The 25187-nt window shown below is 33.6% G+C and carries 25 protein-coding genes; 13 read left to right on the plus strand and 12 right to left on the minus strand.

Annotated features, from left to right (window positions below):
- From OEA66_RS18800 to OEA66_RS18820, 5 genes are all read left to right on the plus strand, one after another.
- On the plus strand, window positions 1-957 hold a 957-nt coding region (locus OEA66_RS18800), incomplete at its 5' end, for an RHS repeat domain-containing protein (RefSeq protein WP_267282851.1).
- Between the two features lie 5 nt (window positions 958-962).
- The gene (locus OEA66_RS18805; protein ID WP_267282852.1) at window positions 963-1679 is read left to right on the plus strand and encodes a hypothetical protein; all 717 of its coding nucleotides are present in this window, start codon (window positions 963-965) and stop codon (window positions 1677-1679) included.
- A gap of 109 nt (window positions 1680-1788) precedes the next feature.
- Window positions 1789-2376: an RHS repeat domain-containing protein gene (locus tag OEA66_RS18810; protein ID WP_267282892.1), complete on the plus strand. Its 588-nt coding sequence runs from the start codon at window positions 1789-1791 to the stop codon at window positions 2374-2376.
- 67 nt (window positions 2377-2443) lie between these two features.
- The gene (locus OEA66_RS20570) at window positions 2444-2734 is read left to right on the plus strand and encodes an IS1/IS1595 family N-terminal zinc-binding domain-containing protein (protein WP_445986222.1); all 291 of its coding nucleotides are present in this window, start codon (window positions 2444-2446) and stop codon (window positions 2732-2734) included.
- A gap of 20 nt (window positions 2735-2754) precedes the next feature.
- Window positions 2755-3204 (plus strand): IS1 family transposase, encoded by a 450-nt coding sequence (locus OEA66_RS18820; RefSeq protein WP_267282854.1) that lies wholly within the window; start codon window positions 2755-2757, stop codon window positions 3202-3204.
- On the opposite strand, the gene OEA66_RS18825 is transcribed toward OEA66_RS18820, so the two are convergent.
- The 9 genes from OEA66_RS18825 to OEA66_RS18865 form a co-directional block, all read right to left on the minus strand.
- Complete coding sequence (locus OEA66_RS18825) at window positions 3140-4156, minus strand: alpha/beta hydrolase family protein (RefSeq protein ID WP_267282855.1); 1017 nt, start codon at window positions 4154-4156, stop codon at window positions 3140-3142. The genes OEA66_RS18820 and OEA66_RS18825 overlap by 65 nt on opposite strands.
- 10 nt (window positions 4157-4166) lie before the next feature.
- Window positions 4167-4928 carry a sulfite exporter TauE/SafE family protein gene (locus tag OEA66_RS18830; protein ID WP_267282856.1) on the minus strand — a complete coding sequence of 254 codons (762 nt, stop codon included), beginning with the start codon at window positions 4926-4928 and terminating at the stop codon, window positions 4167-4169.
- Window positions 4919-5371: a FixH family protein gene (locus tag OEA66_RS18835; RefSeq protein WP_267282857.1), complete on the minus strand. Its 453-nt coding sequence runs from the start codon at window positions 5369-5371 to the stop codon at window positions 4919-4921. Before OEA66_RS18835 ends, OEA66_RS18830 begins: the two co-directional genes overlap by 10 nt.
- 18 nt (window positions 5372-5389) lie before the next feature.
- Window positions 5390-6844: a cytochrome c oxidase accessory protein CcoG gene (gene ccoG / locus OEA66_RS18840; RefSeq protein ID WP_267282858.1), complete on the minus strand. Its 1455-nt coding sequence runs from the start codon at window positions 6842-6844 to the stop codon at window positions 5390-5392.
- Between the two features lie 95 nt (window positions 6845-6939).
- Complete coding sequence (locus OEA66_RS18845; RefSeq protein WP_267282859.1) at window positions 6940-7818, minus strand: cbb3-type cytochrome c oxidase N-terminal domain-containing protein; 879 nt, start codon at window positions 7816-7818, stop codon at window positions 6940-6942.
- Between the two features lie 9 nt (window positions 7819-7827).
- Window positions 7828-8025: a cbb3-type cytochrome oxidase subunit 3 gene (locus OEA66_RS18850; RefSeq protein WP_267264177.1), complete on the minus strand. Its 198-nt coding sequence runs from the start codon at window positions 8023-8025 to the stop codon at window positions 7828-7830.
- Window positions 8026-8041: 16 nt separating this feature from the next.
- On the minus strand, window positions 8042-10303 hold the full coding sequence (gene ccoN / locus OEA66_RS18855; protein ID WP_267282860.1) for a cytochrome-c oxidase, cbb3-type subunit I: 2262 nt from the start codon (window positions 10301-10303) through the stop codon (window positions 8042-8044).
- A 5-nt stretch (window positions 10304-10308) separates the two neighbouring features.
- Window positions 10309-10530 carry a cbb3-type cytochrome oxidase assembly protein CcoS gene (gene ccoS / locus OEA66_RS18860; RefSeq protein WP_267282861.1) on the minus strand — a complete coding sequence of 74 codons (222 nt, stop codon included), beginning with the start codon at window positions 10528-10530 and terminating at the stop codon, window positions 10309-10311.
- 109 nt (window positions 10531-10639) lie between these two features.
- On the minus strand, window positions 10640-13015 hold the full coding sequence (locus OEA66_RS18865) for a heavy metal translocating P-type ATPase (RefSeq protein ID WP_267282862.1): 2376 nt from the start codon (window positions 13013-13015) through the stop codon (window positions 10640-10642).
- 91 nt (window positions 13016-13106) lie between these two features.
- Here OEA66_RS18865 and OEA66_RS18870 point away from each other — a divergent pair, with 91 nt between their 5' ends.
- The 5 genes from OEA66_RS18870 (at window position 13107) to OEA66_RS18890 (ending at window position 17703) form a co-directional block, all read left to right on the plus strand.
- Window positions 13107-13820 (plus strand): Crp/Fnr family transcriptional regulator, encoded by a 714-nt coding sequence (locus tag OEA66_RS18870; RefSeq protein ID WP_267264180.1) that lies wholly within the window; start codon window positions 13107-13109, stop codon window positions 13818-13820.
- Window positions 13821-13884: 64 nt separating this feature from the next.
- Window positions 13885-14700: a 3-methyl-2-oxobutanoate hydroxymethyltransferase gene (gene panB / locus OEA66_RS18875; RefSeq protein WP_267282863.1), complete on the plus strand. Its 816-nt coding sequence runs from the start codon at window positions 13885-13887 to the stop codon at window positions 14698-14700.
- Entirely contained in the window at window positions 14700-15032 is a 333-nt protein-coding gene (locus OEA66_RS18880; RefSeq protein WP_267282864.1) for a hypothetical protein, read from the plus strand. Before panB ends, OEA66_RS18880 begins: the two co-directional genes overlap by 1 nt.
- Window positions 15033-15035: 3 nt before the next feature.
- Window positions 15036-15713, plus strand: a complete 678-nt coding sequence (locus OEA66_RS18885) for an RluA family pseudouridine synthase (protein ID WP_267282865.1) — start codon at window positions 15036-15038, stop codon at window positions 15711-15713.
- A gap of 151 nt (window positions 15714-15864) precedes the next feature.
- Window positions 15865-17703, plus strand: coding sequence for an NIDO-like domain-containing protein (locus OEA66_RS18890; RefSeq protein ID WP_267282866.1), 1839 nt, complete (start codon window positions 15865-15867; stop codon window positions 17701-17703).
- A gap of 66 nt (window positions 17704-17769) precedes the next feature.
- On the opposite strand, the gene OEA66_RS18895 is transcribed toward OEA66_RS18890, so the two are convergent.
- Genes OEA66_RS18895 through OEA66_RS18905 form a run of 3 tightly spaced genes read right to left on the minus strand, consistent with a single transcriptional unit; the run spans window position 17770 to window position 22958 of the window.
- Complete coding sequence (locus OEA66_RS18895) at window positions 17770-19893, minus strand: outer membrane beta-barrel protein (protein ID WP_267282867.1); 2124 nt, start codon at window positions 19891-19893, stop codon at window positions 17770-17772.
- 55 nt (window positions 19894-19948) lie between these two features.
- A complete protein-coding gene (locus tag OEA66_RS18900) occupies window positions 19949-22075 on the minus strand; it encodes a TonB-dependent receptor domain-containing protein (RefSeq protein WP_267282868.1) in 2127 nt (708 codons plus the stop codon).
- 34 nt (window positions 22076-22109) lie between these two features.
- On the minus strand, window positions 22110-22958 hold the full coding sequence (locus OEA66_RS18905; RefSeq protein WP_267282869.1) for a DUF5694 domain-containing protein: 849 nt from the start codon (window positions 22956-22958) through the stop codon (window positions 22110-22112).
- Window positions 22959-23127: 169 nt separating this feature from the next.
- Between OEA66_RS18905 and OEA66_RS18910 the strand changes: the two genes are divergently transcribed.
- Genes OEA66_RS18910 through OEA66_RS18920 form a run of 3 tightly spaced genes read left to right on the plus strand, consistent with a single transcriptional unit; the run spans window position 23128 to window position 25170 of the window.
- Window positions 23128-23475 (plus strand): hypothetical protein, encoded by a 348-nt coding sequence (locus OEA66_RS18910; protein WP_267282870.1) that lies wholly within the window; start codon window positions 23128-23130, stop codon window positions 23473-23475.
- On the plus strand, window positions 23472-24500 hold the full coding sequence (locus tag OEA66_RS18915) for a sensor histidine kinase (protein ID WP_267282871.1): 1029 nt from the start codon (window positions 23472-23474) through the stop codon (window positions 24498-24500). The genes OEA66_RS18910 and OEA66_RS18915 overlap by 4 nt, the downstream gene beginning before the upstream one ends.
- Window positions 24487-25170: a LytR/AlgR family response regulator transcription factor gene (locus OEA66_RS18920; RefSeq protein ID WP_267282872.1), complete on the plus strand. Its 684-nt coding sequence runs from the start codon at window positions 24487-24489 to the stop codon at window positions 25168-25170. The genes OEA66_RS18915 and OEA66_RS18920 overlap by 14 nt, the downstream gene beginning before the upstream one ends.
- Window positions 25171-25187 lie beyond the last annotated feature (17 nt).

Genomic DNA, 25187 nt, shown 5'->3' on the forward strand with positions numbered 1-25187 from the left:
GATAGTTCGGACGGACAATATAAGTATGAATACAATGGCAAAGAATTACAAATAGAAACGGGCATGTATGACTATGGTGCAAGGTTCTATATGCCTGATCTTGGAAGATGGGGTGTTGTAGATCCGTTAGCAGAATCATCAAGAAGATTTACGCCTTATCATTACGGGAATAATAATCCTATGAGGTTTATTGATCCGGATGGAAGAAATGTTAGAGACGTTAATGGAGACGGAAGTCACATTATATATGATGGAGATCATGCTGCTGGTGCGCTTAGCTTTCTTCAAGGAATGTATTCCGGAAATAGTAATAGCTCAACCTCACAGAATTATAGTTTTTTTGATCTGGGTGGTTCAGCAGGCGGTGATGGCAGTTTTAATTTTACAAAATCTAATGACCCTGCCTATTCTCCTGCAGAATGGTTGAAAGTTACAATGAATATAAGAGCTGATAAACCGCAAACGGGAGAAACAGATTGCGTTCCTACTATTGGTAGATCCGCAGCGAAATTTTTGGGAATGGATATTAATGTGAAAAATTTGCAAAAATATGCTAATACATTGGGAGGAATTAAAGCAAATAAAACCAAAGAATTTTTTGAAAGTTTAGGGTTGAAAGTTGACGCCCTATATGAAAACAAAGATACTGGAGATTATTATTTTAATGATGGAGTTGCATCAAAAATGAATACAAAAGCAATTAAATTTATAGTAGAGAGTTTACAAGCAGGACATCCAGTTTATCTTGGTTTTAGTAATAAAGATATGGCAGGTCGTAGTTTTGCACATGCTGTATTAGTAACAGAAATCACATATAGTCCTGATTTTAACAAAATGAAAAAAATTAAATATTTTGATCCAGAAGATGGTAAAATTAGTGGAGAACTATCAAGCTTTCAGAATGAATATGGTGTATCTCAAACAGTTTATAATATATTTTCCCTATCAAAACCCTAAAAGATATGAAAACTAAATTAACAATAATTTTATTTTTATTTTTTAATATTATCTTTTCACAAGATAAACAAGATTCAATTGTGTACATTTATAACAAAACTTTATATAAAGAAAAAGCTTTATCATTTGTTAAGAAAATGGTTGAAGCCAATAATAAATATGGAAATAGAAGAAAAGACTTGATATATGATATAGCTGATATAGAATTAGTTATTCATCCTGTCTTTACTTTTAAGAAAATAATAAAAGATGATAATGGCACCACCAATCTTTTGCAGTATATAAACTTTGAAAGCAAACCTGAAAAACAGATTGTTGAAGTTTATTCAAAGGGGAAGTTTATTTACACATTTTATTTACCTAATGACAAGCTTGATGAGATATCAAAAGGAGGAGATATAAATATTCTACTAGGCGATTTAGATTTACCTAAAAATTATATAAATGGATTTAATCCACCAGATTATAATATTCTATTTAAAGATAAATTTTCATTTTATATCAACAATACTTTTTGTGTAGTTATTGATGACAAAATTTTTGTTATTGAAGAAATTACATTACCAACAAAACATTTAAAAATCGAAGAGTTTAATAGCTATTTTTTTCCTATTTTAAATGAGTTAAAAAATGAAGCTAAGGGGGTTACAAATGCTGTATATTCAGACTATATTTTTAAAGGTCCCATTAATCCAACTTTTTTAAAGGTTTTATATAAATGAAAAAATTAAGGTATAACGCAGGAATTAAGGTAACCGCTATATTTGCCACTGTAATGATCATTTAGGTAACATACGGGTAAGTTTTACAAGAGAAGGAAATACAGCGGCTATAGTACAGCAAAATGATTACTATGCATTTGGCTTAAGATACAGTGAAGGAATTAATGCTGGTGGAAGCTACAAATACGAATACAACGGTAAAGAGCTACAGGAAGAAATCGGAATGTATGACTATGGGGCAAGATTCTATATGCCTGATCTTGGAAGATGGGGTGTTGTAGATCCTTTAGCCGAAACATCAAGAAGATTTACACCTTATCATTACGGGAATAATAATCCTATGAAGTTTATTGATCCGGATGGGAGAAGTGCGATGGACAGTTTTTATGATTATCATAATTTTTCAAATGAAAACCGTCCCATGTTTTCTACAGATGGTGCAGGAAATATGCATCTAAACCCTATTTATCAACAAAATAGTTATATTGATGCTACTGGTGCCGTTGGTGGTGGAATATTATTCGTTGGTACTCCGACTGCATTTGGTTTTTTACAAGATTATTTTGGAAATGGTGGAGCTGTGGGTACATTGTTCTCTATGGTAGATCAACTAAAAGCTGCAGGTTGGAATGATCCGGCAATGTTTCAGATATGTTGGTATCCTTTATTAACAAGACATCCCAAAGGAATCAAATAAAAATCAATCAAAAAACGAGTAATCTAAATGGTTACTCGTTTTGCTTTTATAAATAAAAAGTGTAAATATGAATGTAGAGAATTTCTCATATTCCAAATGTGTTGGTGAGGTTTCTAAGTTTATAAAATATGGTAAGACTTGTAGTGGCAAGCAACGATACCAATGCAAAAAATGTAAAGCAACCACTGTATTTCATTTTAGATACAATACTTACAAGAGAAATATTAACCGCAAGATTATTCTATTTACTAAAGAAGGTTTAGAAATTAGAAGCATTGCAAGAATATTAAAAATATCAACAACCACCTTGCTCAAAAGAATTATTGAAATTACAGGTGAACTAAAATTCCTATCATAAAGTTTAATCAAGTTATGAAGATGAGAATTTTCATAAGAAGAAAAGCCAATCCGATTTGGTTGGTTTATGCAATTGATAAAATTACAAAACAAGTCGCAAGTTTTTATGTATGTAAAAGAAATAACAAAACACTTAATGCCATTGTAAAAACTTTGATTAGTCCCAAAGCTGAAAAAATAGATACAGACAGATTGAGAAACTATAGATATCTCATTCCTAATGAAATTCATAATACTAAAAAATACGGAACAAATGGTATTGAAAGAAAAAAAACTCAATCTGAGAACTCATCTAAAAAGATTGAACAGAAGACTATTTGTTTCAGCCGGAGTACAGTCGTTTTAAGTTCTATTTTAAAAATATATTTTTGGAGTTGTAATAAGCTTTTGGAAATCGTAAATTTACTTATCTCAATGTCCATTCCACAAAATCATTCATCACTTTTTCCCAGTGTGGTTTTTCATGATTAACTATTCCGTTTTCAACTTCAAAGAAATTATGTTCTAGATTTAAATGTCTTGTTAAGGTCAGATTATTTTTGTTTTCTCTGATAAAAAAGAGCGGAACCATATCATTCAGATCACTCGCAATATCATGAGTTCCGTAAGCCATATAAATTGGTTTGTTGAAATTTAACCAATCATCCAATAAAGGCACAGAAAAAGATTTCCAAGCCAATAAACTGGGAGTTTCTGTAATTTTTTGGGGATTTTGGGCATCTCTGAATGTTTGATATTCTTTCTCGATCATTTTGTCGGCTTCTTCCCAGGAAATGCGTTTTTGCTCCGCATCTTTTCTGTAATCCCTGATCATCTGATCAATTCTTCCAAAAGGATTGGCTGAAAATAGGCCAAGTTTAGAAACATTTTTATTTGCAACCGCAATTTTTGTTGCTACTTTTGAGCCTTGAGAATGTCCGGCTACAATAAGTTTACTGTTATCAACCCAATCTTGTTTTTTGAGGAATTTTAAAACTTTTTGAGCTCGTTGAACATAGTTTTCTAAATAATCTGCTTTTTGAAACTCGATGGTTGGTTCATTTTTATTTTTAGAATTTCCAAAATACCAATAGGATTCATTAATGTATTTTTCGTCAGCAATTAGTGGAGTTTCCGGCATTGCGATAATAACCAAGTGATAATTTTTAACAATATTGGTAATGTTGAAATTGGTAATTCCGCCACCAATCATCCAGATTCCTTCTTCTTTTGAGTTAACATAAAGTGGATAGGGAAGTGAACCTTGACACCAAAGAAAGATAGGCTTTTTATCTTTTAGTTCAGTATCAACAACCATAAATTCAATCTTGTCATTTCTATCTGAAATTTCAAAAGCAGTCGATTGATTATTGATGATTTTTCCTTTCTGTGAAAAAATAAACTGTGAAATGATTAAAAATAAGATGGTGAATTTAGAGCACATTGATTTTAATTTAATGACAGGTTGCCGGATTATGTTTATGATTCGGGTCTGTATTATGACAATTAATATCATGTTCGGGAGAAACCTTCATTGCTTCCGATGGAGGAGAAATGTAAGGAATGCCGAGTTCGAGACCTCTTAGAATAAACAATCCACCAAGGATAATCATTACAACAGGAATGAATTTTAGTACTTTAATTCTGAAAGACTGATTAATTAAATTTCCAACTAAAACAACGGTAAACATAAACGGAAGTGTTCCCAGACCGAATAATGCCATGTAGGAAGCTCCCTGCCAAATTCCTCCGCTTGCCAAGCTTGCCGTTAATGCCATATACACCATTCCGCAAGGTAGAAATCCGTTTAAAATTCCTGTGGTGAATCTTGAGCGGTAATCGGCTTTCTGAAGTAATTTTCCTAAGTTGGATTTAACTTTAAAGAGAAATTTAGAGATGAACGGAATTTTAGAGGCGAAATCTTTTCCACCAAATGAAAATAATGCCATAATAATTAACAAAATTCCTACTCCAATGGTAAGATATTGTTGAAAACCGGCCATTTCAAATCCCTGTCCGATAATTCCCAGAATTGCTCCCAAAAAAGCATAAGTAGAAATTCTTCCGAACTGATAAGTAATGTTCTGAAGGTAATAATTAGTTGCCTGTTTTTTAGTTAAACCCATTGATAACGCAATGGGACCACACATTCCGATACAGTGAAAACCGGATGCGAAACCTAAACCAATTGCAGAAACAATCAATGCTATTTCCATATCACATCATAGTCGAGTCTGTAGTCGACTTTGTCTTTTGTCCACATCAGTCTTAATGTGTAATTTCCATTTTTTAAAACTGCCTTAGGGATTATGAATGAGCGTGCTGCGTCTAATGTTTCTTTTCTTTTTACATCTAAATTCTGGTCATCTGAACGGTTGAGAACATAGCTGATTTTAGAATTTGAATTGTTGATATCTTCAGGAAAAGTTAATTTGATTCCTGTTGGAGATTGAGAATATACCGGTTTTTCGGCCAAATCATCTGCACGTTTCTTAGCATCGATTACCGATTGATATTGAAGTTCTTCTTCATAATAATGTTCTGTAACCATTTCGGAATTTTTTTGTCCGTTTGGAAATAAAAACAACATCGATAAAATAAATATGATAAAAGAGGCAAGCGCTAAAAATACGCCGTGTCCCCAAGTGAAATTTTTCATAATCTAAAACTTAAAATATTAAAACTGTAATTTAAAAGGACCTTCAAAATAGGTTTGATATGAGTCGATCAACTTTCCTTTCATGTCATATACTCCAATCGTTATATTTTGTTTGGATAAACTCATTTCGGATTCAGGGAAGCTGATGTTAATAGTTCCTTTTGAAATTTTATCTCTGTCAACCGTAATTTTGCTGGATGCACTGAAACCAATTTCGGCATGAGCAGGATCAATTACTTTAATGGTAACAATTTTCTTATCGTTCGTTTTATTCAAAAAAGTGTAATTGTAAGTATTGATTATTTTTCCGTCTCTTACAAAAAATGTACTTCCTGCAGGTTTGATGAATTTTGCTTCCATTTCGCCACGGTTGTACAATAAGAATCCTAAAAACCCTACCAGAAAAACTAAAACTACAGCAAAACCTTTCATTCTGCCTGTAAATTTGTATGGAGTTCCTGTTTCGATTTCTTTTTCAGAAGCATATCTTACCAGTCCTTTTGGAAGACCCACTTTTTCCATTACTTCATCACAGGCATCGATACAAGCGGTACAGTTGACGCACTCTAATTGTTGCCCGTCTCTGATGTCAATTCCGGTCGGACAAACGACAACACACTGATAACAATCAATACAGTCTCCTTTTCCGGCAGCTTTTCTGTCTTCACCTTTTCTCCATTTAGAACGATTTTCACCTCTTTTAAAATCATAAAAAACGTTGATGGTTTCTTTATCAATTAAAACTCCTTGTAACCTTCCGTATGGACAAACCAAAGTACAAACCTGTTCTCTGAACCATGCAAATACAAAATAAAATGCTGCTGTGAAGAGAATCATCACAATAAAATTGGTTGTATTGGCAAATGGTCCTTGTGAGATAATATTAATTACTTCTTCATATCCTACAATATACATGAACATGAAGTGCGTAATAATTAATGAAATCACAACATAAACCGACCACTTTAAGCTTCTTTTCCAGATTTTTTCAGAATTCCATTCCTGTCTGTCCAGTTTCATTTGCTTGTTACGGTCTCCTTCAATCCAAAATTCTATTTTACGAAAGACAGATTCCATAAAAATTGTCTGAGGGCAAATCCACCCGCAGAAAATTCTTCCGAATGCTATCGTAAAAATAATAATGAATATAAGAGAAGCAATAGCACCTAAAGTAAGGATAAAGAAATCCTGAGGATAAAAAGGCTGTCCTGCAATGAAAAACTCTCTGTCGATAACATTAAACAAAAAAAACGGATTCCCATTGATTTTGATGAATGGTATGGCAAAGTAGATAATGAGGAGAATATAGCTTACCAATTCTCTTTTGTTGGTGTATTTACCTTTCGGTTTCTTTGGAAAAACCCATTTTCTTTTCCCGGATTGTTCCATTGTGCCTATAGAATCTCTATAGGTTTCAGGGTCTAAAACCTGTCCCTGTCCGCCACGAGCGATGTCTTCATCTATTTTTGACATTTTATTCTAGGTTTTAAAAAAGAAAAAACATAATTCGTTACTATTTTCATCTAATAACAAATTATGTTTTTTCATATATTTTCTATTTTTTAAAATTACTGTTTTTCCCAATGTGCTTCGTCACCGTAAGGAGGTGCGCCGCCTTCGGCAGGAGTAATTGGTTTTTTCATCTGATTGATAGAATAAACGTAAGCTGCAACATTTTGGATGTCTGTTCCTGTTAAAACTCCGTTTTTACCCCAAGCTTGCATTGCAGTTCCTGCAACCCCATTTTCAACAACGTGGAAAACGTTTTTGAATAATGTTTTCTCAGGTTGGTTATGCCAGAAGTTATCTGTCAAGTTAGGACCGATACCACCTTTACCACCATCTGAGTGACAAGATACACAGTTGCTTTTGAAAATTTCTTCACCTGCTGCGATATTATCTTCAGAGAATGCTGCTGATTCTATCGTAATAGGAGGTTGGCTTTCATTAAAAATTTCAATTGCAGCCATCTGCTCTTTATATTCTTTATCGTATTCGCTGATTGGGTGAGCGAAGTCTGTAAATGCATAAGCACAAATGTAAACAATACAAAATACAGTTCCGAAGTAGAATAAACCTAACCACCATTTTGGTAACTGGTTATCTAATTCCATAATTCCGTCGAAACCGTGGTCAATCAATATGTCTTTTTCGTGAGAATCAGACTGCTTTTTGAAAGCTGCATCATATTGTCTCTTTAAGAAAGGAATTTTCTTTTCATTAAGATAAGCAGATTTTTCTTCAACAGATAGTTTTTTGAACTTATTGTTTTCAATCAAATCTCCAATCGCACTGTGAATGTATGCTAAAATTGCACTGATCACAACTGTTCCCCAGAAATATGGTGAAGCTAAAAACGAGTAGCTCTGAACAAATAAATAATAAAATATTACTAATAATACTGTTATTATCAAGATGTTTACAACAACCGGTGTTCTTTGTTTCATAATAATTGTTTAATTTTTTAAATTAAAATCATCTTCGTCATCCTCAAGAGGTGCATGCTCTTCTTCTTTATAATATTTTTTAGGCCTGCTAAAAACATATATAATAAGAGAAACGAAAAACAGCATAAAGAATATCAGAGCCAATGTTTGGTAAAAACCTGCATTGTCGGTATTGGATAATATGTCTTTAAAGTTTTGAGGAATCATCTTACGCTTTTAATGTTTAGTTATTACTAGCTGTTTTTATTTCTGTCGTTTTGATATCTGTACCCAATCTCTGTAAATAAGAAATTAAAGCAATGATTTCTTTCTTCTCTAGTTCACCTTTAGGTCTTTTTGCATAAGCATCTTTTAAGTCGGCTGCTTCTACAAAGATGTCCTTTACAATTTTCGCTGCTTGATTATCTGCCCATTTATCAGCAGAGTCAATTTGAGCTTTTGTGTAAGGTACATCGTAAGTACTCTTCATAAATTTGATTTTATCAACCATTTTAGATCTATCTAAATTGTTTGAAATCAACCAAGGGTAACGAGGCATGATAGAACCTGCAGATGTAGATCTTGGGTTATACATGTGTTTGTAATGCCAAGAACTTGGGTTTTTACCACCTTCTCTATGCAAATCTGGTCCTGTTCTTTTTGATCCCCAAAGGAAAGGTCTGTCGTAAACGAATTCTCCTGCTTTAGAATACTGTCCGTTTTTACCGTTAAATCTTACAATCTCGTCTCTGAACGGTCTTACCATCTGTGAGTGACAAGCGTTACAACCTTCACGGATATATAAATCTCTACCTTCCAATTCTAATGGTGAATATGGTTTCACCGCAGAGATTGTAGGTACACTTTTCTTAAGAGATAGAGTAGGGATAATCTCTACCATACTTCCTATTGAAATAGTAAGCAATGACATTACTGTTAATAACATCGGCATTCTTTCCAACCAAAGGTGGAATCCTTCTCCTTCTTTTCTTTTGTTGCTGATATTTGCCAAAGCCGGAGCTTCTGCAGGAACTTCTTTTTGGAATGATCCTTTTTTAATTGTTTTATAAACATTCACAACTAATAGCAAACCTCCAGAAAGATAGAATAAACCTCCTAAGAATCTTAATTTATAGTAAGGAATAATTGCAGTTACAGTATCTAACCAGTTTTTCCACAATAAAGTTCCGTCAGGATTAAATTGCTTCCACATTAAACCTTGTGTAAATCCAGCGATATACATTGGGACAGCATAGAAAATAATTCCTAAAGTTCCCAACCAGAAATGCCAGTTTGCTAATTTTACAGACCAGATTTTGGTTCTCCACATAATTGGTACCAAATAATAGATAACACCGAATGCCATGAAACCATTCCATCCTAATGCTCCTAAGTGAACGTGACCAATTACCCAGTCGGTAAAGTGACCAATTTTGTTGATGTTTTTTGTTGCCAATAAAGGCCCTTCGAAAGTTGCCATACCATAACAAGTAACTGCAACTACAAAGAATTTAAGAATAGGATTTTCTCTTACTTTATCCCACGCTCCTCTTAAGGTAAGAAGACCGTTTAGCATTCCTCCCCAAGATGGGGCAATAAGCATGATTGAGAAACCTGTTCCCACCGCTTGAGCCCAAGCTGGTAATGCTGTATACTGAAGGTGGTGAGGCCCAGCCCAAATATATACGAAAATTAATGACCAGAAGTGAATAATCGAAAGTTTATACGAGAATACAGGTCTGTCTGCTGCTTTTGGTAAGAAATAATACATCAAACCAAGAACCGGAGTTGTCAATACGAATGCAACTGCATTGTGACCGTACCACCACTGAACGATAGCATCTTTTACACCTGCATAAGCTGAATAAGATTTCCATCCTGAGAATGATAAAGGCACTTCAAGATTGTTGAAGATGTGTAGCATTGCTACGGCTACCCAAGTTCCCAAATAGAACCATATTGCAACGTAAAGATGTCTTACTCTTCTCTTTTTGATCGTCAATATCATGTTTATTCCGAAGATAATCCAAGATATTGCAATTAATATGTCGATTGGCCACTCGTGCTCAGCATATTCTTTTGAAGTATTGATCCCCATAAAGAATGTGATGAAAGTCGCTACAATCATGATTTGCCAAGTCCAGAAATGAACCCAAGAAAGTGTATCACTATACATTCTTGTTTTTAATAATCTCTGTGTAGAATAATAAACTCCTACATAAACAATGTTACAAACAAATGCAAAGATTACCGTATTGGTGTGTAGCATTCTTATTCTACCAAAACCTAACGCACCGTTGGTATTAATTAACCCTTGTATGTTTCCTGATGCCAAACTGTTGATTGTTGTATCGTCAGTTCCGAACAAAAATTCAGGAAGCTCAGGATAGAAAAGCATCAATGCTGCCGTCAATCCAAACACGAAACCAATAATTCCAAAAACTATGGTCGCGTAAAGGAATGCTCGAACAATATTGTTGTCATAACTAAACTTTTGTGTCTCCATATTAACTATTCACTTTTTTCTTCAAATTTATTATTATCTCCTTTTTCCTTTTTATTTTCGTTGCCAGTTTCTTTTTTATCCTTTATTTCACCGGAATCAAAGAGTATTCTCACAGCTGGAGATTCATCATCTTCAAACTGTCCTTTTCTGGCGTTTACTATAAAAATAACCAAGAAAACTGCAGCCAAAGAAACGCTGCATAAGATCATTAAATATAGAATATCCATCTGACAACAAAATTAACCTATTTTCGGGGTTCAAAATTAGTGAAAAATAATGACAATTATCACGAAATAGCGGCTTTGGCTAATTTAAAATCAGTCTAAATAAGGGCTTTTAAGCCTGTTTTTTGAAATATTTCTTCCCCAGAATCCATGTTGAAATGGTGGTAAAAGAAATCACGGTAATCGAACTTGCCGGCATAATTAAAGCAGCAAAAAGTGGACTCATATTTCCGGTTACGGCAAACGATAATCCCACAACATTGTATAAAAAGCTGATCAAGAAAGTCAGTTTTACAATCGTAATCGAACCTTTACAAACATTAAGATAGTTGTCAAGCTGAGATACTTTTTCACCGTTCATTATGACATCTGAAGATGGCGTAAAGCTATTGCTGTCGTCAGAAATTGCAATTCCAACATTGCTTTGTTTTAAAGCTCCGGCATCGTTTAATCCGTCTCCGAGCATGATGACTTTTAAGCCTTCGTCCTGAAGATTTTTGATATAATTCAGTTTGTCTTCCGGATTTTGGTTAAATGCCATCGAACTGTAATTCGGAATGATTTCTTTCAGCTGATTTTCCTCAGAAGAATTGTCGCCGCTCAGAATGAAAATCTTATAATTAATAAGTTTTTTGAAAAGATTGCTTAGGTTTTCGCGGTATTCATTTTTAAAAATAAATTTCCCGATAAACTCATTGTTTTTGCTGATGTAAACCGCAGTTTCAAGGTTTTTAGACTCTTGATTGTTATATTTTGCAGAACCGATTTTGTAAATATTGCTTCTTACGCTCGCTTCATAACCTTTTCCTGAGATTTCTTCAAATTGATCAACAGGGAAGTAGTCATCCTGAACTTCTAAAAATTCATACAAAGATTTAGAAAGCGGGTGATTTGAGTTTTTAACTAAACTTTTAATGTTTAATAAGTCAAATTCCTGAATTTCAGAACCTTCATATCTGATATTTGATTTTTTTCTGTGTGTGATGGTTCCTGTTTTATCGAAAACTAAAGCGTTTACTTTTGCAATTTTCTCAATCGTTAAAGTGTCTTTTACGTAGAATTTATTTCGACCTAAAATCCTCATTATGTGACCAAAAGTAAATGGAGAAGATAAGGCCAATGCGCAAGGACAGGCAATAATTAAAACTGCAGAAATCACCTGAAACATCGTCTCCAGATCAATAAAGTACCAATAAATTCCTGCAACCAATGCAATTCCTAAAATGATGAATGTGAAATACTTACTAATGTTGTTGATTAATGTGTCAAGTCCGGTTTCGTGCTTTTTGAAAGCTTCCTTGTTCCAAAGTTGGGTAAGGTAACTCTGGTCAACGTTTTTAATCACTTCAAGTTCAAGGGAAGAGCCAATCTGTTTTCCGCCTGCAAAAATTTTATCGCCTGGATTTTTAGATATGCTTGCGCTTTCTCCCGTAATAAAACTATTGTCGATATTTCCTTTTCCGCTAATTAAAATTGCATCAACAGGGATAATTTCCTGGTTTCTCACTAAAATTCTGTCTCCGATTTTAATTTCAGAAAGCAAAATATTTTCCTGCTTTCCATGGAAATCAACTTTAGTTACTGCAATCGGATAAAATGATTTGTAATCTCTGTCGTAAGAAAGTGAGCTATACGTTCTTTTCTGGAAAATTTTCCCCAAAAGCATGAAGAATAAAAGCCCACACAACGTGTCAAAATATCCCGGTCCGTAATCGGTTGCAATTTCATAAATGCTTCGTCCAAACAAAACGAATATTCCCAAAACGATCGGGACGTCGATGTTGACGATTTTGTTTTTTAAACCATACCAAGCTGATTTATAATAATCTGAAGCAGAATAAAATACAACTGGAACTGAAAGTAAGAACATCAAAATTCTGAATAAACCTTTATAGTGTTCCATCCAGAAATCTTCGCCACCAATATATTCCGGGAAGGCTAAAAACATTCCGTTTCCGAAAGCAAATCCGGCAATTGCCAGTTTTACCAGTAAAGATTTATCTAAATTATCTTCATTTTTGTCAGCAGTTTCAAGATTGATGGCAGGTTTGTAACCAAGATTTGTTAAAAATTTAGCTAAATCACTTAATTTTAGTTCGTTATGATTGAATGAAACCTGTAAGGTCTTTCTTGTAAAGTTAACTTGAGAATAATGAATGTGTTCGTGTAAAGTATGAAGACTTTCTAAAAGCCAGATACAAGATGAACAGTGAATTACTGGAATTCTAAATGTAACTAAACTTGTGTTTCCTTCTGAGAAATCTGTAATTCTGTCGAAAATTTCGGGAGTATCGAGATAATCAAACTGCGAAGAATTTTCGTCAGGTCTGATTCCTGCATTCTTATTTAATTCATAGAAGTTGCTGAGATTGTTGATGTTTAAGATTTCATAAACAGATTTGCAGCCAGTACAGCAGAAAATTTTTTCATCAAAAGAAATTCTTTCTTTTTCTATCCCTTGTCCGCAATGAAAACAGTTCTCGCTCACCTTCATAAATTATTGAGACACAAAATTATAACATTTTTTTTTTGTTTATCGATTTAAAATGTTCTATTTTTGTGACAAATGTCATATAAGAATGTCGCAGGAACAACAGATTGCTATTGAAGAAAGATTTGCCAGGGTTTTTAACGATAAATCCTTCAAAGAGAGGCTTTCCAATACTGATTTTGAAAGATACATTAATGCTAAAAAGAAACTGACTTTTCAGAAACATGACATCATTTTTGATGATGGTGAAATTCCTAAAGGAGTTTATTTTTTGGAAACCGGTGCTGCTAAATTATCGAAGTCCGGATCTTTTGGGAAAGATCAGATTTTAAGATTTATAAAAGAAGGTGATATCATCGGCTACAGAGCTTTGCTTTGTGGTGAAAATTTTCAGGCAAAAGCTGAAGCAATGACGGATGTAGAATGTACTTTTCTTCCAGCTGATATTTTTATGTCTTTATTGGAGGTAGATCCTCAACTTTCTTTCATCATGCTTCAGAAAATTTCTTACGAATTGGGAGAGTCTTCTAATACGATTACTTTCTTAGCTCAAAAAACGGTGCGCGAAAGATTAGCCGAAATTCTTATTCTTCTTGAGCAGAAATTGGGTACAGATCCTGAAGGTTTCATCAAAATCTCATTAACAAGAGAAGAAATTGCCAATATCATCGGAACGGCTACAGAAAGTGCAATCCGTTTGATTTCTGAGTTTAAAGGAGATCAGCTCATCGAAGTAGACGGTAGAAATATCAAAATTCTCAACCACGACAAATTAATGAAACTAGGACACGTAGTTTTATAAAATTCAAAATAAATATAAGTCGGCCAAGTGCCGACTTTTTAACTTTAAAACAATCATAAATAATATGTCTGTTCATTCTGAAATTAAAAGAGTTACAACCGAAACCTTGCGTAAAATGAAATTCGACAAGGAAAAAATAACAATGCTTACCGCTTACGATTTTACAACTGCTAAAATGGTGGATGCAGGTGGTGTAGATACTATTCTTGTTGGTGATTCTGCAGCCAATGTAATGGCGGGTTTTGAAACGACGCTTCCAATCACTTTAGATCAAATGATTTATCATACACAAAGTGTTGTAAGAGGTACCGATAGAGCTTTGGTGATTGCGGATCTTCCTTTTGGAACCTACCAAAGTAATCCGGATATCGCTTTGCAATCTGCGGTAAGAATGATGAAAGAAGGCGGAGCTCATGCGATTAAAATTGAAGGTGGTAAAGAAATTTCAAAATCAATTAAGAAAATTATCAATGCCGGAATTCCGATTATGGGACATTTGGGATTGACGCCGCAATCGATTTATCAATTTGGAACTTATAAAGTAAGAGCTAAAGAAGAAGCTGAAGCAGAAAAATTAATCAACGATGCAAAATTGCTAGAAGAATTAGGCTGTTTTGGTGTTGTTTTAGAAAAAATTCCAGCTGATTTGGCAAAAAGAGTGACAGAAAGCATATCAATTCCAACCATCGGAATCGGAGCTGGAGCTAATTGTGACGGACAGGTTTTGGTGTACCACGATATGGTAGGTATGAACAAGGGTTTTTCGCCTAAATTTTTAAGAAGGTATTTAGATTTATATACGGAAATTACAGGAGCAGTTTCACAATATGTAAAAGATGTGAAAAGTGCTGATTTTCCTAATCAAAATGAAAGTTATTAATGAGAAATAATTTACAAACCGCACAAGGAATCATCTCTATTTTGGCAATTATTTGTCTTGCAGTAGGATGGTTTAAAATTTTCCCGGGAGACATTAATTATTTTCTTTCAGCAAGATTATTTTATATTTTAATAGGAATCAGTTTTATTGTTCAGGGAAGAATGTTGATGTTGACGAATCCTAAATTTATGTATCCAATGTATGCAGCTGCTGGTTTGTGTATTGTTGGAGCTTTTTTACCTATTGAATCAAGTCTAAATATTATTAAAACAATTGGCCTTTTAGGGGGAGTTGTTATTTCTTTTATCAGCAGATCTCAGTATCGTCAGTAAGTTATGGAGGAACAAATCGTCTACGAAGACAACCATCTTTTAGTTATTAATAAAAAAGTGGGACAACTCGTTCAGGGAGATAAAACCGGCGACGAACCTTTACTTGAGTCCATCAAAAATTTCATCAAAAAAAGAGATAATAAACCCGGGAATGTTTTTCTGGGTTTAGTGCATCGTATTGATAGACCAACTTCTGGATTGGTCATTTATGCTAAAACTTCAAAAGCGCTTTCCCGTTTAACGCAAATGGTTAAAAATAGAGAAGTCAAAAAAACATATTGGGCGGTTGTTGCTAAAGAAATGATTCCGCAAAGCCAAAGATTGGTTCATTATTTACAGAAGAACGAGAAAAATAACAAGGCGATTGTTTTTCCTAAAGCGACAGATGGAGCTAAAGAGGCAATTCTGACTTATAACGTCATCAAAACTTTAGATAATTATCTTCTGTTGGAAATTGATTTGGAAACCGGAAGGCATCATCAGATTCGTGCTCAGTTGTCAAAAACTGGAGTTCCAATTAAGGGAGATTTGAAATATGGAGCTCCTCGCTCAAATCCTGATGGCGGAATTAACCTTCACGCAAGAAAGCTTCAGTTTATTCATCCGGTTACAAAAGAAGCGGTGGAAATTGTTGCTCCTGTTCCGCAGAATGATGCGATATGGCGGGCTTGTGAAGAATAATTTGAATTGTTTCTTTTTTAAACATTGGTTATTTTTATTGTTGAATTTTAAATTTTTATTTCATTTTATTTGTATTTATTGTATTGATTGGGTGTTTAATTAGGTATTTGTAAATTTCATATATTTGTTTCAATTACTAATTCAAATTTCTATGAAACAAATCTACAATTGTTCTTTTTTTAAAAGAAAATCAAACCAAAGCTATTTAAAAGGCACGTTTGCAGGTCTTGCATTTTTATTTGCAAGTTATAGCGCTGTAAATGCTCAAGTGAGTACTTACAATTTTGCGCAGTCATCAGGAACTTTTACACCCATCACGGGAACGGTTTTAGAAACAGCAACCGGAAACACATCTACTACGAGTCTCAACAGTAATGTTTATTCAGTAACACTTCCGTTCAATTTTACATTTAATGCTACTTCATATAGCTCTTTAAATGTAACAACAAATGGTTTTGTAACTTTTGGAGCAACTGCTCCAACTTCTACGAACCTCACTCCCATTTCAAATACAGCTGCTTATGAGGGAGCTGTTTCTGCGTGGGGACGAGATCTCAACAGTGTTTTTGATCTCAACAGTGTAACAGGAAATATCAGCTGGGAAACTGTTGGTGCTGCTCCTAACCGGGAAGTCGTTATCCAGTGGAAGAATTTTAGACCTGCTTATTCTATTTCTACTACTGCAGCGTATGCATTTTCTTTCCAAATCAGATTACAGGAAACCTCCAATGTAATCAAAATGGTTTACGATAGTGGTGCTTTTTTAGTTGGAACAACTGGTGCTGCTACAACTGCTCAAATCGGTTTAAGAGGTACTACAAATGCAGATTTTAATAACAGGCTTAATGCTACAACATTAGATTTCATGAGTTCTAATGCTGGAACTGCAAATAGTAGTACACAAGCTTCACATACTACCAATGCAACACCAGGAATGCCATCTGCAGGATTTACTTATACTTGGACTCCGCCTACATGTTGGATTCCGAATGGGGTAAATGTAAATAATATTACAACAACTACTGCAACAGTTAATTGGTTCGCTCCTACAGTTGCTCCCGCAAATGGTTATGATGTTTATTATTCAACTACCAATACCGCACCTACGTCATCTACTACACCAAATGTAAGCAATGTTCCGGGTTTAACGACGCCAATAGGACCTTTACAAAATTCTACAAACTACTATGTTTGGGTAAGATCAGCATGTAGTTCTTCAGATAAAAGTGTTTGGACTTCTGTTACTAATTTTGCTACGCAATGTAATACTTTAACGGGGTCTTATTTTGAAGGATTTGAAGGATATACAGGAACAACTAATGGAAATGCCGGAGTTTTACCTATTTGCTGGACAAATTTGGGGACAACAAATGGTGGGCATATTTCAAATAGTACGACGATTACCGGAAGTAATACTCTTTATTTATGGACATCTGGAGCACGTATTGCCTATGTAGCTTTACCACCTATGTCTACTTTACAATCTGGGGAGTACAGATTAAAGTTTGATGCTAAAGCTTCTGTTACAGCAAATGGAATTCTTCAGATAGGATATGTGGATGCTTCGAATAATTTTGTTGAAATGACAACATTCAGCGTTCCTACCACCAATACAACGTATCCTTTTTCATTTGATATTCCTGTTCTTCCAGTGGGTGTAACTCAGTTAGCATTGAAAAATCCGGGAACACCGGCAAACAGTTTGTCAATAGATAATCTTTCTTATGAGCTTAAAACTTTAGGAACTTCGGAGGTTTTAGCTAAAAATAAACTGAGAATTTATCCAAATCCTTTTACTGATGTTATTAATATCGATAATGTTGAAAATGTGAAATCTGTTTCAATCATTGATGTTTCTGGAAGGATTTTAAAATCATTTGATGGAGTTTCATCTACAATCAATTTATCAGATTTAAAAGAAGGAATGTATATTCTTGTTTTAGATTATAAAGATGGTTCAAGATTTTCACATAAGATTATGAAGAAATAAGTTTAATCTAATTTCCAAATAAAAATCGGCTCTAAAAAATTAGAGCCGATTTCTTTTATATAAAATTTACTGTTGCAAAATACCACCGTTATTTTCACTTTGGGTGGTTTGCTTAATCATATTAGGATCTTCTTTAGCCAGTTTATTTTTGGTTGGAATTTTATAATTGACGGTAATCCCGAAACTTCTGCTGTCGAATTTGTTTGATGTAAATACTTTTCCACCTAAAGAATTCGCTACAATGACACTTTTATTCTGATTAAAAATATCTCTTGCATAGAGGGAAAGATTAAGACGGTCGGCCATGAACTTTTTTGATATTGTTAGATCAAAAGCATTGTTCAAAGGTTTCTCAATTTGAAAATAATAGAAATTTCCTCCTTTTGGTATCACGTTATAATTCGCCTGAAGTCTGATGTCTTTTGGAAGAATAAACTGTCCCATCAAACTGAAAATCCAGAAACCTTTTGATTTAATATCCGGCATTTCCTGAATCTGATATCCTGTATAAACATATAATAAGTTCATTTTATCAGGGTTTACATTAAATTTCATCAGCTCGCTGAAAGGCGTTGTGAAAAGCATAAACGGAATCGGCATTCCGAAATTGAAGTTATGTGTTCTGATGCTGTTGACCTGTACCTGTTCGTTTCTGATTAAATTGCCTTCCCTTGAAACTTTCTGAACAATCTGATTCTTCACCCAACTTGTGTTATAGCCAATGTAGGCATAATCAAATGCGCTGATTTTGATTTCCGCATTGTCATAAATTGTCGGCTGTAGATTGGGATTACCGGTTGATGTAAGTGTTTCTGTTGTGAGTGTATTGTTGTTTGGGTTTAGAAGCGAAACACTTGGCAGGCTGATTTTCTTGTTGTAATTTAAGTTTACAAAAAGCTGTTTCATCAAATTATACTGCACACTTGCATTTGGAAAAACTTTAAACTTTTTGAATGGGTTTAAATTAGCTTCCTTTAAAACATTGTTTTTGTCATAGAATCTTGTAATTCCTGTGATGTCATAATTCTCAGCTCTTGCTCCGGCGATAAAATCAAACTTCTTTAAAGTTGCCTGAAATTCCAAATAGGCAGAAGTAGTCTGTCTTGTGTAATCAAGATTCACAAGACTTCCATCTTTTGTTTCAAAATTTTGCTGGTCAAATAATCCTCCGAAGCTTACTTTTCCTTCATCCAGAATCTTCAGAGGCTGTGAATAATCGATTTTGAAATTATATAAATTAAATAAAGAAGAGTTGTTTAATGATTTAGCTCCAAATTGATTAAACTCTGAATCGCTGTTGGTGTAAATTGCTTTAAAATCAAGCTTTTTATTTTTGTCTTCAAATTTTTTCTGATACGTTGCCGCAACTTCCTGTCTTAAACCTTTGGAATCACTCGAAAAATTAGACCGTGTCACTCCGTTTAAAAATTCATCAGTAACAACAGACGAACCGCCGTTGTTGTGATTAATGTCGTAGTTTAACAACAATCTGTCTTTTCCAAGTTCAAAAGTGAAAGCCGAATTCATATAATATGTTCTTCCTAAAGAACTAGAATTATTTCTGCTTAAATTATCAAACTCAGAAAGGGATAAACTCTCACGGTAATATTGCCCAAGATTTACCTGCCACCCAAACCACTTATTTCTTGAGTTTAAAGCTATGGAATTATTAAACCTGCTTCTGTATTTATCATAACTTGAAAAACGGTAACCTCCATTGTAAACTGCAGTCAGGTAATTTTTTGCCGACTTGCTTGTAATAATATTTAAAATAGCACCTCCAGAAGTTGCAGGAAATTCTGCGCCGGGTTGCGTAATGATTTCAATTCTGTCAACCGAATTTGCGGGCATTCCTTCCAGAAAAGCATTCAGTTCATTACTTGAAATGTTCAAAGGTCTTCCATCCATGTAAACATCGAGTGGCTTTCCCTGATACATCATTCCTACCATATCAGATACCACCAAACCAGGAAGTTTTTTTACCCCTTCCATTAAAGAACCGGAATTTAAGCTGGGCTGTTCAGAAAAATCAAAAATCGTACGGTCAGCTTTTTGCTCAACGGCTTTTTTAGTTTTGGTGATAACAACGCCTTCGATTTCTTTTTCCTTGGTTTCTTTATTGTCTTTAGTTTCCTGAGCGAAATTTAAAACTGAACCTAAAAGTGAGAGAGCAAATAAAGTTTTCTTCATAATGTGAGTAAATCTATTCTGTTAGACGTTGAAAAATTAGATTTGTTACAAAACTTTATTGAGCTCTGTCTTTTTCTTCAAAATTGATGCTTTTTGTAGTGACTTTCTTTTTATAATTCCCTAATGTATAATTTACATTTAAACGGAAACCTCTTCCATCCCAGTAATTATTAAAATGCTGGCTGTTATTGCTGAAATAGATATCGCCTTGATATTTTTGAGCAAAAATATTGGTTACGGTTGCATTGATCTGCAGTTGTTTTTCCATCAGAGAAATTTTTATTCCCGAATTTAAATTTGAAAAATTATGAAAAGAAGAATTCACGTTTTGGTAAGGTAAATCCTGACTGTAATTCAGAAAAAAGTACAACGTCTTGTTTTTATTTAACGTAAAAGTGTTGTTAAAAGAATAACTTACAGAATGCCCTTTTTGTGGCTGAGCATCAATGTTATACACTTTAGAATCGGTTAACGAGCCATTTAATGATAAACTTGCTTCCCAAATTTTGAAAAACTGATCGGTGTAAGAAGCATTAAATCCATAAAAATTATTATCGTAATAATTAAGATAAGTCCCGATTTGTGAAATCCCGTCTAATAACGAGAGTTGTCCGAAACCGTTTTTAAGTTTTAAATAGTAAATGCTTGCAGAAAATTTGCTGTTGTATGTATATCCCAATTCTAAGTTATTAATGTAAGATGGTTTTAACAATGGATTTCCTGAAGAATAAGAATAAGGATTCTCATACCATCTGAAAGGATTGAGATTGTTCATACTTGGCCGATTGATTCTTCTTGAATAAGAAAGACTGAAAACATTTTTCTTTTCTTTGTATGAAATAAAAGCAGAGGGAAACCATTGCCCGTAATTGTATGAATTGCCAATGTTGGTCAACGGGGTAAAACTTTTTGCCTGTGTGTTTTCATAACGAAGTCCGGCTTTTGTTTCCCAATGTTCACCGAAACTTTTAGCATAACTAAAATAAGCAGCATAATTTTCTTCCTGATATTCAAATAAATTGGCTCTTTGCAAATCCGGAATATATTGGTTGTTGATGATGTTGAAATACTGAAGATCGGTTGAATTTTTAAACTGATTGAATTTTATACCTGTTTCAATGGTTCCGAATGAAAAAGGTAATTCCAGATCGCCCTGTAAAGAAAAAACCTGTGGTGCAACGATTGAAGTTGTTTTTACATCCTGAATAGTTTGATCACTCTGTTTTAAAGTAGAAAAATTAACATCGGTATCAGAATTATTCTTAAAAAAATTTCCGGCAAAACTCAGTTTTTTTCCTAATGAATCTAATTTCAGATCATAATAAACACTTAAAGTATGAGTCGGAGTTTTCTCACGGTGAAAAGTATTGGTCAGAAGATTTTCAACAGTAGAATCAGAACTTACATTTCTTGTCTCATTAACGATGTCCATTCCGGATTTTTCATGAGTATAAATGTATTCCATCCCAAGTTCAGAGTTTTTATTGATCTTGTACGAAAGATTTAGGTTGGGCGTCAATTCCTTCCACAGATCTTTTCTTACAGAGCGGCTATAGTTTTGTGAAGCTCCTGTAATCGTATAGTTTTCTTCTGAACGTTTTGCTCCGTCCAGATAACCAGTTCTTAGTGAGATATTCAATTTTTCAGTTTGGTAGTTCAGCGTTCCGTTGATATTTCCGCTTGAATAAGTCCGTTGATTGAGTCCCGTGTTTATAGAACCACTCCAGCCTAAATTCGGATTTTTTTTCAAAATAATATTGATTAATCCGCTGTTGCCCTGCGCTTCATATTTTGCAGGTGGAGTAGTGATGACCTCTATTTTGGCAATGTTTTCTGAACGAATTGTTTTCAGATAGTTCAAAAGAGCAGTTCCAGAAAGATTCAGCATCCTTCCATTAATCATAACATTGACACTGCTTTTTCCTGTGATAGAAATGGTTCCCAAATTATCATCAACTTTCAGCATCGGAACATTGGCTAAGGTTTCTGCACCATCCATTCCCTGCGAAGCAATTGATGCTTCTACATTGAAAATCAGCCGGTCTGCTTTCCTTTCTAGAAGTAACTTTTTCTTTCCATTAACAGTAACAGCTTCTATATTTTTGACTTGTAAAGTATCCTGTTTTTGAGCAAAAAGGGAAATGGATAAGAATGACGTGGCGATGATGAATGTCTTTTTCATGAGTAAGAACAGTTTTGTTTCGAAAAAAGAAGAATTATTTTTTTTGATCTAAAGTTGAAAACTCAACGTAATCATACTCAGGAGAAGAAGTGAAAAGTTGTCTTAAAACGGAGGCGTGACCATTTCCCGCAATAACCAAGATTCTGTCTTCAGTATTTTTCGGAATCTCCTGAATTTTTCTGAACATTCTAAGATTCCTGTTATACCAATATAACGCAAGGAGATCTGCGCCGTCGTGTTCTCTTAATTTAAAATCTCCGGTTAAATACGCTCCGTATTCGTACTGATGATATTCTTTGCTGTTCATATATTTGAACATATCAAGGAGTGATTTGAAATTTTTCGGCTCTGTATTTTTAATGAATTTATTATACTGCTTAGAAACAGCATCGTCACTTAAAAAATCATAATCTTCTAATAGATTTTTAAAATACAATGAGTCTTTCTTACCAAATTTTTCTGTAAGATCATCCAAAACCGAATTCGCATCAATACTATATAATTCATTGATCTTAAGTTCTGTTGCGATGCGCATTGCAAGTTGGTAACGCTCATCCCTCTGATCTTTGTGTTTGCCGTCTTTATATTCTTTTAATTTTTCATTGGCTTTCCAATTCGGCCAGGCTTCGATAGTGATTTTTGTAGGCTTGAATTTTTTAATGTAATTGATTAACTCTGTTACTTCAGCTGCTGTCTTAGGTTCTAAAACATCTACCTGATCACTTTTTGAAGTCTTATGAGCATCCAAATTGGGATATTCAAAATGAAACGAACCAACAACCATAACTTTGGTTTTCGGATCGGGGAAATATTCAGATGGCTTTTTCTGTCCGAATAAAAAAGTAGAGATAGTTAATAATACTATTAGAATTGACGATTTCATAATGATTTGTTTTAAATATTTTTGACAAATTTATATCTCACGATAATTTGATGAAATAAGGTTTCGACCAATCGGGAAATATGTCAGTTTAAAACATTTTCGTCGAAGAAAAACGGGTGTTCATAGATTCGAAAGGTTTTAGAAATGCTTTTGTATCTATTTTTGGTAAATGAAAAATATAATTCTTCTTTCGGGTGTGATTTTTATGCAGCTTTTTGCGGGTAATCACAAAGTAGATGTCTGGAAAACAATAATAATTGCTCCAAACGAAAATATTGATATTAATAAGGTAAATGCTCCTGTGACTTTAGAAATAAGAAATCTTTCAGATAAAAATATAGCTTTAGTTTCTGAGCTAAAAATACCTGCTGTAATTTTGGGCAAGACAGAATTCAAATATAGGTTGCCTAAAAAAGGCTGTTTAAAGTTAGAAAACAGAAACACAACAGCTGTTTCAATATATTTGCATTATTACTCTTCCAAAAGTATTTTTATTAACAATAAAGAATTACGATGAAAAAAAAGCAAATCATCCTTTTGCATCTTTTATATTGGTTATTTTTTATTTATTACCAATTCAGGTTTGCATTTTTACCGAAAGAAGCAGGTGCAGAACTTCAAAGCTATATTTTAAGTTATTCTTTTCTGTTCGTTAATCTGTCCACTTTTTATGTTAATTATTTTGTTTTAATGCCTTGGGTTTATAAGAAGCAGAGATTGTATGCAATCTTTGGTGGAATAGTGGGTATTTTTTTATTTTTCAGTTTATTAAGGTATTCTGTCGAAGAGATTCTTTTTCCTGTTTTTTTTGGTTTTAGAAATTATCACGAGAAAACAAGTTTGGTTTACTATATTTATGATAATATTTTCTTCAGTTACACGGCTATTTTTGTGGCAACTCTAATTTGGTTGTTGAATAATGCGCTGAAAACCGAAAGAGAAAAACTTCGGTTAATTGAAGAAAATAAAAACTCACAACTCCAAGCCTTAAAGACACAAATTAATCCTCATTTTATTTTTAATACTTTAAATAATATTTATTCTTTGGTGTATCAGAATTCAGACAAAGCTTTGCCTGCTATTGAAGAATTGGGACAGTTATTAAGATACAGCACGAAAGATCTTGAAAAAGATTTTATTACTTTGGATAAAGAAATTGGTTATCTCGACAGTTTAATTGCTCTTGAAAAGCTGAGGCTAAAACATCCTGAACTATTGAATGTAGAAAAAAAACTAAATTATCCAATGCTGAATATTTCTCCAATGCTCTTAGTCCCGTTCGTGGAAAATGCTTTTAAACATGGAGATTTCAGAAATAAAGGTTTTGAAATGAAAATTTCAGATGAAAATAAAATGCTGCATTTTTATCTTTTAAATTATAAAAAGGAGAAAATGAAAGACACCGTTTCCGGAATCGGAATAGAGAATGTCAAAAAGAGACTTGAAATTTTATATCCTAACAAATATAAACTGAATATTGTTGAAACTGAAACTGATTTTACAGTAGATTTAAAGATTGATTTGAAGAATGAAGAAAATTAAATGCATTGTTGTAGACGACGAACCTTTAGCTGTTTCACTTCTCGGAAATTATGTGCAAAAAATTCCGTTTCTCGAATTGGTATTCTCTTCAGAAAATCCGATCGAAGCTTTAGAATTTATTCAGAAAAATGAAGCGGATCTTGTTTTTCTTGATATTCAGATGCCGGAACTTACGGGAATTAATTTCATGAAAATTGTCGGTGACAAAATGAAATATATTCTTACGACTGCGTATTCAGAATATGCTTTGGAAGGGTATGAACACAATGTGGTTGATTATCTTTTAAAGCCGATTTCTTTTGACCGATTTAATAAAAGTATTCTAAAAGCTCAGGAACGTTTTCCTTTAAATGCAACGAAAGATGCAAATCATTTTTTCGTAAAATCTTCCGGTCAACAGTATCGTGTTAATTTTAATGAAATTCTTTATGTAGAGAGCATCAAAGATTATGTCAACATTAAAACTGAAACTCAGGAATATATTGTGTTGGAAACTTTAAAGTCTCTCGAAAATCAACTTCCTGAAAATTTTACAAGAGTTCACAAGTCTTTTATTCTTAATGTAGATAAGGTGAAAAGTTTAGGTTTAAAAAAGATCACTCTCAACTCAAATCACGAAATTCCGATTGGAGAAAGTTATAAAATGAATCTTTTAGATAAATTAAAATAAAAAAAAGCAACTCCAGT

The sequence above is a fragment of the Chryseobacterium luquanense genome (genome assembly GCF_026460945.1).
GTDB lineage: Bacteria > Bacteroidota > Bacteroidia > Flavobacteriales > Weeksellaceae > Chryseobacterium > Chryseobacterium luquanense.